At 57.8% G+C, this 10,802-nt stretch carries 12 protein-coding genes; 4 read left to right on the top strand and 8 right to left on the bottom strand.

Going from position 1 to position 10,802, the window contains the following annotated elements; all coding sequences use genetic code 11:
* Positions 1-325: 325 nt before the first annotated feature.
* Positions 326-1,270 (bottom strand): EamA family transporter, encoded by a 945-nt coding sequence (locus H5U02_11275; GenBank protein MBC7343003.1) that lies wholly within the window; start codon positions 1,268-1,270, stop codon positions 326-328.
* Positions 1,271-1,367: 97 nt separating this feature from the next.
* Positions 1,368-1,898 (bottom strand): hypothetical protein, encoded by a 531-nt coding sequence (locus H5U02_11270; protein MBC7343002.1) that lies wholly within the window; start codon positions 1,896-1,898, stop codon positions 1,368-1,370.
* 423 nt (positions 1,899-2,321) lie between these two features.
* Between H5U02_11270 and H5U02_11265 the strand changes: the two genes are divergently transcribed.
* Entirely contained in the window at positions 2,322-2,780 is a 459-nt protein-coding gene (locus H5U02_11265; protein MBC7343001.1) for a cell wall hydrolase, read from the top strand.
* A gap of 48 nt (positions 2,781-2,828) precedes the next feature.
* Positions 2,829-4,313, top strand: coding sequence for a germination protein YpeB (gene ypeB, locus H5U02_11260; protein ID MBC7343000.1), 1,485 nt, complete (start codon positions 2,829-2,831; stop codon positions 4,311-4,313).
* Positions 4,314-4,459: 146 nt separating this feature from the next.
* Here ypeB and H5U02_11255 read toward each other — a convergent pair whose 3' ends face one another.
* The 6 genes from H5U02_11255 to H5U02_11230 form a co-directional block, all read right to left on the bottom strand.
* Positions 4,460-4,825 carry a hypothetical protein gene (locus tag H5U02_11255; protein MBC7342999.1) on the bottom strand — a complete coding sequence of 122 codons (366 nt, stop codon included), beginning with the start codon at positions 4,823-4,825 and terminating at the stop codon, positions 4,460-4,462.
* 447 nt (positions 4,826-5,272) lie between these two features.
* Positions 5,273-6,355 carry a hypothetical protein gene (locus H5U02_11250; protein MBC7342998.1) on the bottom strand — a complete coding sequence of 361 codons (1,083 nt, stop codon included), beginning with the start codon at positions 6,353-6,355 and terminating at the stop codon, positions 5,273-5,275.
* A complete protein-coding gene (locus H5U02_11245; protein ID MBC7342997.1) occupies positions 6,355-6,705 on the bottom strand; it encodes a YbaB/EbfC family nucleoid-associated protein in 351 nt (116 codons plus the stop codon). The genes H5U02_11250 and H5U02_11245 overlap by 1 nt, the downstream gene beginning before the upstream one ends.
* A gap of 384 nt (positions 6,706-7,089) precedes the next feature.
* On the bottom strand, positions 7,090-7,488 hold the full coding sequence (locus tag H5U02_11240; protein MBC7342996.1) for a hypothetical protein: 399 nt from the start codon (positions 7,486-7,488) through the stop codon (positions 7,090-7,092).
* Between the two features lie 198 nt (positions 7,489-7,686).
* On the bottom strand, positions 7,687-8,115 hold the full coding sequence (locus tag H5U02_11235) for a Zn-ribbon domain-containing OB-fold protein (GenBank protein ID MBC7342995.1): 429 nt from the start codon (positions 8,113-8,115) through the stop codon (positions 7,687-7,689).
* A gap of 4 nt (positions 8,116-8,119) precedes the next feature.
* Entirely contained in the window at positions 8,120-9,382 is a 1,263-nt protein-coding gene (locus H5U02_11230; GenBank protein MBC7342994.1) for a hypothetical protein, read from the bottom strand.
* Between the two features lie 291 nt (positions 9,383-9,673).
* On the opposite strand from H5U02_11230, the gene H5U02_11225 reads away from it, so the two are divergent.
* Together H5U02_11225 and H5U02_11220 are read left to right on the top strand one after the other, a co-directional pair.
* Positions 9,674-10,519, top strand: a complete 846-nt coding sequence (locus H5U02_11225) for a phosphate ABC transporter ATP-binding protein (protein ID MBC7342993.1) — start codon at positions 9,674-9,676, stop codon at positions 10,517-10,519.
* Between the two features lie 148 nt (positions 10,520-10,667).
* The coding region (locus tag H5U02_11220) for a phosphate transport system regulatory protein PhoU (protein MBC7342992.1) at positions 10,668-10,802 on the top strand (135 nt) is incomplete at its 3' end.

The raw sequence follows: 10,802 nt of genomic DNA, 5'->3' as shown, positions 1-10,802 counted from the left end.
CCTAACCTAAATATAACCAACAAGCTTGCCAAAGTCAAGCTAGCGGCCCCCTCATGCCGCTAGCTGGCGGGTAATGCTGAGGCACGGCTTGGAAGCGACCTTAGGCCAAGCGGCTAAGCCACCTTGGCGACGGCAGGGGTGGAGGCGGGCCGGACCCAGCACTCAACTCACGAATCCAGGTATGGTGTCCACCTTAGGCAGGTAGTAGGTTGCTTAGAGTCTGTGGTCTGCTGGCACTTGAGTGCTGGGGGAGCCGGCCACAGGCATGGACGCCCAATTGGCCGTAAAGCTCGCCGGGGCCTGAGATGAAGCCCAAGCTGAGGTATCAGGGGCTGGGGTAGGGATGAGCGGATCGGTAAGAGTTGGAGAAGGAAAATAAGATTCCCGCCAGCACTACCAGGCCGCCTAGGGCTTGCCGGAGAGTGATGGTTTCCCCAAGCACCAGGTAGGCCCATAGAGCGGTGGCAGCTGGCTCCAAAGTGCTGATGATGGAGGTGCTGGAGGCGCCGATGTAGCGCACCCCGGCAAACATAGCCAGGGAAGCAATGACGGTAAAGGTGGTCATGGCCAGGATGCTTACCCAGGCGCTGATTGAGAAGCCCAGCCCTAGGTCGCCAGCCAGCCATCCGCTAATTAAGGCTGTAAGCCACACCCCGGTGGTGACATAGGCGTTAAAGGTAATTACTGGTATCGTCTCCACCGCCTTGGCACCAATTACCAGGAAGAGGCCATTAATTACCCCGGCGCCCAAGGCCATAATGGCGCCCCGCCAATCTAGCCCGGCTGGGTTATCCGGTTGGGGGCTGCCTGGGGCGGCCAGGATGAGCAGGCACCCGGTTAAGACCAGCACCAGGGCCAAGATCTTTCTTGCCGTCAAGGTTTCCCGTAGCAAGAAGTGGGCCGCCAAGTTGGACACGACCGGGTAGATATAGAGAAACAGGATGGCCATAGCCGCTGATATGTAGCGAAAGGAGTGAAACAACAAGACTACGGTAACGCCTTGTCCGGCGCATCCTAGGAGGAGAAGTTTCAGCCCTTCTCGGCCGGATAGGCGGGAGGTTGGCATGCCTAGCGGCGCCCGGACCTGGAGCAACCAGAAGCATAAGGTGGAAAGGCTGAAGCGCATAGCCAAGACGCTAGATGCGCTGGCACCCCCGGCATAGGCCAGCTTGGCTAGGACGGCTTCAGTGCTTAGGGCCAAGGTAGAAAGCAAAACTAGGCCGCTCCCCAGTAGCGTGGGAGCGGCAACTGGCCTAGCTCCTGGCTTCAATTCCCCCAACTCCCGGTTTCAATTGCCTAGGTTGATTATAACATAGCCCGGCTCCCCTGTCGTGGCTGACCTAACTGTAGGCTATCTCCTCTTCTGCTTAGCTGGAGGGGCGGGGCCGGGGAAGGGGGGGGGGGTTGGGGGGGTTAGTAGACCCGGCATCCTTGGTGCCAGCTGTGCCACCAGCGCTGCCTGAGCTGGAACTGCCGAACCGACCTGAGCCGGAGCTGTCGGTGCTTCCCAAGCCCGAACTGCCGGATCCTGAGCCGGAGCCGCCGGAGCTTGCCCCTGCGGCGCTGCCCATACTGGAGCCGGCCAGCAGGTTGGCCAAGCTGGCCAAAGCGGCCGGGTTCTTGCCCAGGGCGCTGGCTAAACCCTTAAGGAGGGCGGAGCGGTCCTGGCCTCCGCCTTTATCGGAGCCAGCCTCATGGGACAAGAGGCTGCCCAACATATCTAGGAGCGCCCCCGAGCCGCGGTCGCCAGCGGAGGGGGTAGCTCCCTCCCGAAGCAGGCTGACGATGCTGATCAAAGCAAACATCCCTACCAGCGCAATCAGGCTTGGGGTGTCCATGGAGCGCTGGTTCTGGCGGTCAAGAAGCTCGTTTAAGCTGTCCAACAGGCTATTGGCCATCCGGCCGACCTCCTTGGGGAATCCTCTACATCCTATTCCAGATGCAGGCGGCGGTTGCCTAAGTTGTATTGCCCATTTTTGCCGGGGGCGGTATAAACCGGCCCTAGCAGGAAAAAAATAAAAGCCGAGATCTTGGAGGTGATTACGGTGATAAAAGGCGGTAGACGCTGGAAGCGAAACTTATTTCTAGGCTTGCTATCCATGTTGGTAGCGGCCTCGGCCTGGGCAACTGCGGGCGGGGGAGAGGCAGCTATCGATCCGGTCGAAGATCCGGCCATCCCCGCCGTGGTACAAGCTGGACATTTGGTTTTTAGCCGGACCCCTGAGGTTGGTTGGCTGGCTAGGCCTGGTTTGAAGATAAGCTTGAGCCTAGGCAGCGCCCTGGGGCTGGTCCCATTTCCACTGGGCGATAGTGGGCGAAAAATGGGGCCAATGATCGAGGCAGCCCCGGCGGTCCCAGCAGCTCCAGCAGCCGACCCTGGCTTTGAGCCTTCATGGCCAGCCCAGGCGGGGGTAGTTGGCCCCTGGATTGACAATGAGTGGCTCTTGGCTCGGGTGGTAGAAGCCGAAGCCGAAGGAGAGCCGTACGCTGGGCGGGTGGGGATAGCAGCGGTGATTCTCAACCGGGTCAAAAGCCCCGCTTTTCCCAGCACTATTCCTGAAGTGATCTACCAGCCCTTTGCTTTCGAGAGCGTCATGAACGGCCGGATCTGGGAAGTCAACCTGTCTGCCGATGCCCTCAATGCGGCTCGTGATGCCCTGAATGGGTGGGATCCTACTTATGGCTCCCTGTTTTTCTGGAACCCAGCCAAACCTGTGAGCGCCTGGATCTGGACCCGGACCATCATAACCCAGATCGGCAGGCACGTCTTTGCCCTGTAACCCTTATAGGCAGCGACTGCCTAATAACCTGAAATAGGAGGCGAAAACTTGAGCGCGGAACGTGGCGGACTAAATGGTGGCGGTTTCCGGTTAGCCGGAAAATGGGCCGATTGGCGCAATTGGGCGATTGTGGGATTAGCGGCCATAGCTTTGGTTTTATTGGGTTGGGGCTGGCAGCAGTCCCAAGCCAAATCCACCTTAGGATATGCTCTGGAAGCTAACTATCAGCGAGATTTTCACAACCTCATTAACTACGTGGATCAAAGCCAGACTCTCTTGGGCAAAGGCCTAGCCTCTGCGACTCCAGAACGCCGCAGCCTCTATTTGAGCCAGGTCTGGAACCGCTCTTTGGATGCCCAAAGTGCCCTTTCTCAATTGCCCATAAAGGAATTGAATTTATCGGCCACCCGTAAATTCTTGGCCCAGGTGGGTGACTACAGCTACTCTCTAGCCGAGGCTGGCATCCGCGGTCAGGAGGTCAGCTCTCACCAGCTCGACGAGCTGGCCCGGCTGCAAGGGGAAATGAAGAAGCTTAGCCAAAGCCTGCATGCCATTGACCAGGACATGATGGCCAAAGGCTACCGGTGGTCCAGCAACGTGATCCCGGTGTCGCCGCTATTCGGTGGACGGGGGAGGCTTGCCCCCATGCCCCCAGGCCAATCGGTGCCGGCTCAGGCGCGGGCCGGTGAAAACGTGCCCAATCCTCCTCCATCGGGCTCGGATGAGAGTTTCCAGAATATCGACCAAAGAATGCAGGAACTTCCCTCTTTAGTCTATGATGGCCCCTTCTCCGACCACCTGGAGCGGCGCACTCCCTTGGGGCTGACCGGGCCGGAAATCAACCAAGCCCAGGCCGAAGATGCTGCCAGGCGGTTTCTGGACGTACCCAACCCGGCTTCCTACCGGATTACCGAGGTGCGCCGGGTGGAGGGGAAGATTCCTGCCTTTGCCATTACCTTCACCGACACTGCCCGGGGGGAGACCATCAACGTGGATGTGGCCCGCAAGGGCGGTCAAGTGGTGTGGGCTTTGTCCAACCGCCCGGCGGCCAAAGCCAGCATCGACGCGGCCGAAGCCCAAAGGCGAGCCCAGGCATTCTTAGCTGCCCGGGGCTTTAAGAATATGGAGCCAACATTTAGCATGCGCCAGGGCAACCTGCAAGTCATCTCTTTGGTTCCCAGGGAGAATGGAGTGGTGATCTATCCCGACTTGATTAAGGTCAAGGTGTCCTTAGACGATGGCCGGGTGGTAGGATTCGACGCCCAGGGCTACCTAATGGCTCATCATGCCCGGAAGCTGCCCGCCCCTACCCTTACCGCTGCCGAAGCCCAAAGGCGGGCTAGCGATGACCTCAAGCCGGAGCGGGTAAGGCTTTCGCTCATACCTCTGGAATCGGGTAAAGAAGTCCTCGCCTACGAGGTGCGGGCTCGCAAAGATGCCGATACTTACTTGGTTTACATCAATGCTCAGACTGGGTTTGAGGAGCTGATCCTCCAGGTTATCCCCGGCCCCGGAGGCGAGCTGGCCATGTAGCTATAGCCCAGCACTCAACCGAGCTCCCGGCCAGGCTATCTTTTAATTATTACTTCGAGCCTGGATTTTCGGCCGGCGAGGTGACCAGGCGTTGTCCTCAAGCTCCGGCAAGCCATCAGTTGAGTGCTGGGCGCCTTGTTCTCGGTTTAAGACGCCACTACGACGGGTCCTTCCCCAGGCCCGGCAGGTTGGATTTTTCCTGCCGACTGGGGCTCATCCCCGGCTTGGCTGGTCTCTAAAGTGCCATAATGGGCTAGCACCAAGAGGATGAGAATCAAAAACAGAATAAAGGGAGCACCGTCGAAAAGCCCTTGGCTTTCCACTGTGTCCATAGGTTCCGCCTCCTCCCTGTTCCAAAGGCTCTGCAAAGAACTAAGGGCCTTGGTCCCCGGCTCGGCTTCGATGAGGGCTACTATGTTCTCAAGGATTTCAGTAGCCTTTTTGCCCCTAGAGCTAGCAAAGGGTTGGGCGGCGCGGACTAGGTTTAATAAGTCGTAGTTAATTAGAGCCATTAGCTCACCGCCCTTATCAAGTTTAAGGGAGCCACGCCCCTTAGAAGGGGCGTGGCCTGAAACCGGTCATGGTAGTGATCCTCAGGCGCCGTCTTGGCATCCAGTTGCTGCCCTGGGCCGATTAGCTATCGCCTAGCAGCAAGAGGATGAGGATCAGGAATATCACGAACGCGCGGCGATCCCAGAATGCGCCCATGGATAATCCCCCTTTCCGTCGCCCACCAGCAAGACTAGGTTGCCCGGCTGGCTTAGCTGTCTCCTAAGAGCAGAAGAATGAGAATTAGGAACACGATGAACGCCCAGCGCTCGCCGAAGAAGCCTACACCTCCTGCCATAATGAAGCCCTCCTTTCAAGCTAGGTCTTTTTTCAGGAGCGGATATGGTAGTGGCAGTTGCCGGAGATTTTACCGCTCGCACCCATATACTATGAAAGTATCGATGATGGTGTTACATCACCAGTTCGATAGCCAAAGTATCTAGGACGGTTTGGATAGGGTTGATGATGGTGGCCTGGTAGGAACCGGCAAACAAAAGCCCCACTGCGCGGTTTTCTAGATCCACCACCAAAGATCCGCTGTCCCCAGGTTGGGCCATGGGACCGGCCACCAGTTGACCCGCAAAGATGGCCGTGTCCTTTTCCCCCAGGCTAACCCGCAGGGTGGCATCCAAGGCTAAAATCTGGGCTTGATTGAGGCCGCTGGATCGGCCGCTCTTTCGCACTACCGTGCCAACCTTGGCTTCCGGCGCCAGCCCGCGGACGGGTCCCAGCTCCAGGATTTCCGGCACTACCACGTCCGGGTTGGTGAGCCGGGCCACGGCGGCGTCGACTAGGTTGGGGCGGGGCATGCGGCGGCGGAATTCCAGCCGATAAGGTGGCGCCAGCGCCGTCAGGGCCAGGTTGCCCAGGTTTTCGCTAAAATTGGCGATTCGACAGGTGGGGCGGGCATACTCGCGCACCAGAGGAATGAAGCGGTCCAGGTGGGCAATAGTATCGTCCATGGTACCGCCATCGTAAGGGCCAGGCTGTAGGATAGGATCGCCCGGTTTGGCCCGGCGGTCTCTGCCATCGGTGGCATTGGCCAAAACGTGGTTGTTGGAGAGAATGAGCAACTCTCCCGTCCGCCGGTCTTTGACCAAAGCTCCCAGGGTACCGGCCGTTATCTGGTAATGGCCCACGCTAACTCCCGGCCGAGCCGGGCGCTGGCGCCGGGTCCGGCTCGGGAGCCCCCCGGGTTGGCCAGGATCCTTGTCCTCATCCTCTGCCAGTTCGGCCTCCAGCGGCTGCGCCTCCAACAGCCGGAGTTCCCCCACTTCGATGACATCGGTAGGCACTCCGGCCAGGACCCGGGGCACCACGTCCTGTTGCCGCAGGTCCTTTAAGGTCATCTTTTGGTTTACCAGCACCACTACTGCTTCCTGTTTGGTGCTTTCGCCCCGAACCATCTTTTGGCCCCGGGCTACCCCCACCACGTTGGGGAGGGAAAGCAAACCTTGGCGGTTGCGCTTTAGGGTCCGCCCTAGCTTATCCATTAGGGCTCACCTGCCTCGCTTTCTGGAGCAGCCCAGATCTCCCCGGAGCGGAACTTCTCGATATCGATGCCCTTTTCTTTGGCTTTGGCGGCCAAAAGCGATCGGGACGCCTCGATGGCCTGCTCAATACCCGCCAGCAATAGACCCTCAAATTCGGTTAGTTTGTGCACTCTGAGGTTGGGGTTGATCTTTACTGCCTTGATCTCAATTAGGCCATTAACGGTAAAGGTAATCTCGCCTCCCGGAGTAGTGACATCTTTCCTCATCTTTTCCAGCTCATCTTTGGCCTGCATGATCTCTTTGCGCAGGCCCGAGAAACCAAGTAGCAGTTTGGTCCAATCTATTGGCACCCTCATCCACTCCTTCTAAGCAAATTGGTCTCGGGCTGGGTTCGCTCCGTAACCTTGCGCGAGCCACCTAGAGCTCCAGCTCAGCCTTTGGCGCCCAGGACTGAACCCTTAGCTCAGTAGGTTGCCTATGGCATCTTATGGATGGCCTGAGGAAACGGTTACGGGAAAGGGAAGGGGAGGTGGTGGAAATTAGTGGCACCGCTGCTGGGCCTTGACCTGGTGGAAGTCTACCCCCACGCCGACCTGAACGGCAGCTCGGTGCACCTGATGGTATGGCTGGCCACTTACGCCCTGGCCGGCCTGGCCGACAGGCGAGGTTGAGGGAGAAACAGCTATAGCAAAAAAGTCGGCCGGGCAAGAGCCCGGCTGACTAAGTCTTGGTGGCTATTGGATTGCTCTTTCCTCTTGCTTAGTTAAACGTCTGTCTAGTCGCCTAATATCTTCCCAAACCCCGCGGAGTTCAACCCTGACTCCGTTGAGGTCCTTCTGCACCTTATCAACCTGGAACTCTAGGCGATCCAACCTGGACTCCACCTTATCAAGGCGCTGCTCCACCTTGTCTAGGCGCTGTTCCACCTTGTCTAGGCGCTGCTCCACCTTATCAAGGCGCTGCTCCACCTTGTCCAGTCGTTGCTCCACCTTGTCCAGGCGCTGCTCGAGCCTCTCCTGGCCTTTTTCCAGTTGGTCTAAGCGGTGATTTACCTGTTCTAGTTCTTGGCGAACAGGCGTCAGCTCTTCTTGGATGACAGAACGAATTGCATTCATTAGCTCCAAATCAGCCACCGTTTATCCTCCTAATTGCTTACAGGATTTTCTGTTTGGTTAGACGCCAAAGGCGAAGCCCGAGCTTACGAAGTAGACCTAGGTCAATCTTACCAACTGGGGGAGTTACCCTGGCAACCGCCAATTTTGCTTCCCTGGGGACCGGCTCTGGTTGGGCGGTCCCCAGGGGGTGGTAAACCATGATGTCTTGCGTGAGGCCTAAGCTAGCTGGAAGACCAGGGTGGGTAGCGGATCCGTTTCCTTGGCCGACAGAGCGAAATCGAGAACCACGGGAGTGCCGATCTTTAGCTCCTCAGGCTTAATGCCGCTGGCTCCGGCTAAATAGCCGCTCAGCCGCTGACCTTCCTCAAACTCCACGATCACCGCAAAGTATGGGTTATTGCGTCCGTGGCCCTTTTCCACCATAAAGGTGGGGGCAACGGCGATGTTAGTGAAGGTGGCTATCTTCCCCTTGCCGCTGAGCTCGACCCAGTCGAAATCTTGACCGCCGCAATCCGGGCACACTGGCCGGGGCGGAAGGGCTAACCGTCCGCACTTCTTGCATTTAACCGCCATGAGCTTACCCTCACGGATGTTTTGGAAGAACCTAGCGGTGGAGAAGGCTTCAATAGCATTGGTATCGCTCATGTGGTTACCTCCTTTCAAAGATGTGGACCACGCAAGTGCCGCCGGTAGCGCCTACGTTGTGGGTCAGGGCCAGATCCACGTTGGGAACCTGGCGAGCGCCGGCGGTTCCCCGCATCTGGTGCCAGATCTCCACTACCTGGGCTACGCCCGAAGCTCCCACCGGATGCCCCTTGGCCTTAAGCCCGCCGGAAGTATTGATGGGCTTGGACCCGGTCCGGGCTGTGACTCCATCTGCTGCTGCCAGGGCACCCTGGCCGGGCGGGAAGAACCCTAAGTCCTCGGTGGCCACGATTTCGGCGATGGTGAAGCAGTCGTGCACTTCGGCGATCTTGATGTCCTCAGGCTTGACGCCCGCCATGCTATAAGCCTGCCGGGCCGCTTCTTTAACTCCGCCGATGGAGGTGAGGTCACGGCGGCCCTGGAGCGGATAGTCGCTGCCCTGGCCCGTACCGATGACGTAGATGGGGTTGTCGGTGAACTCCTTGGCCCGCTCGGCGGCTACCACCAGCACGCAGGCGGCGCCATCGGTGATGGGCGAGCAGTCAAACAGCCGTAGCGGCCAGGCCACCATGGGGTTGGCCGACGGATCCTTTAAGAAATCCAGCTCATCCTGCCAGTCGGGCACCGGCTGGCCCTTGGCGGCCAGCTTCTGCTTGCGGCTCTCCATTAAATCCTTGATGCTGGCCTGGAATTGGGCCTTGGGGTTCAGGGCTCCGTTGCTATGATTCTTGATGCCCACCCGCATCAGGTATTCTGGGCCCAGGTTGTACTTGTGAAGGTAGGCGGTGGCAATAGCAGCATAGAGCCCTGGGAAGGTAAAACCGGCTGGGGCTTCCACCAAGGTGTCGCTGGCGGCAGCTAGAGTATCGGTCACCCGTTCGGTAGGAAGATTGGTCATCTTCTCGGTTCCGGCTGCCAGCACCACGTCAAAAGCGCCGGAGGCAACGGCCAGCACCGCATGGCGGAAGGCTAAACCACCGCTGGCGCAAGCACCTTCCACCCGGGTTGAGGGTGCCGGGATCAAGCCGCCCCACTCGGCCATAATCGGTCCGATGTGCCCCTGACCCTCAAACAGGTCGCTAGAGAAGTTGCCCACGTACATGGCCTCAATATCCTTTGGACTTATGCCCTTGTCCACCGAAGCTAGCATTTCGGTGAAGGCTTCGGCAAAGAGGTCGCGGGTAGTCTTGTCCTTGAAGGCTCCAAACTTGGAAATACCAGCTCCTACTATGGCTACGTCTCGAGCTAGCTTTTTAGTTTGCGACATCTCTTCACTCCCCTTTAAAAAATGATCTCCAAGTCCCTGCAGTCCAGATTCCTGCAGTCAAGTTTTCTAGTGAAACCCCAGCTTCACTTCCCCTCGCCATCAATTTGTTTGGCCTATTTCCCCTAAAGAAGGACTATTCAATACCAAGAGAGAATCTCCTTTAAAATAGTAGATTTTCTTGGTATCTTAATTTAAACTTTACCTCAAGTTAACTTTGGCCTTACTAGCTTCTGTTACCGTTAAGTAGTGCCTCAACGGCTAACCTAGGAGGGTTAGGAGGACATGGTGCTGATGGCCAAAGATGCGCTTAAGAAGAAAGCCGACGGCTTGACCTTGGGCCAAGCTACCAGCGGTTCCGGGTTAAAGCTAGTTAAACCTGAGTCCCAGGCCAAGATCACTATTCGTGACTTAAATCTGTATTATGGCGACTTCCACGCCCTTAAGAATATAACCATGGATATTTCTGCCCATGAGGTTACCGCTCTCATCGGTCCTTCCGGTTGCGGCAAGTCCACTTTCCTGCGCACCCTCAACCGGATGAACGATCTGATTCCCAATGTCCGCATTACCGGCACGGTGGAGATCGATGGCCGCAATATTTACGACCCTTCGGTAGATGTGGCTTTGTTACGCAAGCGAGTGGGAATGGTATTTCAAAAGCCCAATCCCTTTCCCATGACCGTATACGACAATGTGGCCTACGGACCCCGTATTCATGGTATCAAGCGCCGGCAGGAATTGGACAGCATTGTTGAGAACAGCTTGCGGCGGGCAGCTCTGTGGGATGAGGTGCGGGACCGCCTGCACCGCTCCGCCCTGGGGCTATCAGGGGGGCAGCAGCAACGCCTTTGCATTGCCCGGTTGCTGGCCGTGGAGCCCGATATCCTGCTCATGGATGAGCCCACCTCCGCTCTAGATCCTATTTCCATGTTGAAGATTGAGGAGCTGGTCCAAAAGCTCAAGCAGGACTACACCATCGTCATCGTTACCCACAATATGCAGCAGGCAGCGCGGATTTCCCAGCGGACGGCGTTTTTCCTAAACGGGGAAGTGATCGAATACGATGATACCGAGGTAATCTTTACTCGGCCCCGCGACCAGCGCACCGAGGATTACGTTACCGGCCGCTTCGGTTAGCCGAGCCGTAGGTACGGGGTTTGCTGGGACCGATTACCAAGGCCTTGCCGGATCCCGGTGGGCCAGCGGTTGAAGCGCTGGGGTGGGGGGCAGAGGATTGCGGCGCGGCGGGAGGCAGACGGTTCTACGGAGAAGGAGGTTGAAGAGGTTGAGTGCTCGTGAAGGCTTTCAGAATTCGTTGGTAGAGCTGCAAAAGGATATCTTGCGGATGGGCAGCTTGGTGGAGGAAGCCATTGCCCGGGCGGTGGAGGCCTTGAAAAAGCAGGATATGGCCTTAGCCAAC

The sequence above is a fragment of the Clostridia bacterium genome, from assembly GCA_014360065.1.
Lineage (GTDB): Bacteria > Bacillota > DSM-521 > Neomoorellales > JACIYF01 > JACIYF01.
The sequence above is the reverse complement of the archived record's forward strand: the minus strand, read 5'-3'. Positions and strand labels throughout refer to the sequence as shown.

Coding starts and splice junctions, on each gene's coding strand:
- H5U02_11270 (MBC7343002.1), bottom strand. CDS start 1,898: ATGGCCAATAGCCTGTTGGACAGCTTAAACGAGCTTCTTGACCGCCAG.
- H5U02_11225 (MBC7342993.1), top strand. CDS start 9,674: ATGGCCAAAGATGCGCTTAAGAAGAAAGCCGACGGCTTGACCTTGGGC.
- H5U02_11230 (MBC7342994.1), bottom strand. CDS start 9,382: ATGTCGCAAACTAAAAAGCTAGCTCGAGACGTAGCCATAGTAGGAGCT.
- H5U02_11250 (MBC7342998.1), bottom strand. CDS start 6,355: ATGGATAAGCTAGGGCGGACCCTAAAGCGCAACCGCCAAGGTTTGCTT.
- H5U02_11255 (MBC7342999.1), bottom strand. CDS start 4,825: ATGGCTCTAATTAACTACGACTTATTAAACCTAGTCCGCGCCGCCCAA.
- H5U02_11265 (MBC7343001.1), top strand. CDS start 2,322: ATGGGGCCAATGATCGAGGCAGCCCCGGCGGTCCCAGCAGCTCCAGCA.
- H5U02_11235 (MBC7342995.1), bottom strand. CDS start 8,115: ATGAGCGATACCAATGCTATTGAAGCCTTCTCCACCGCTAGGTTCTTC.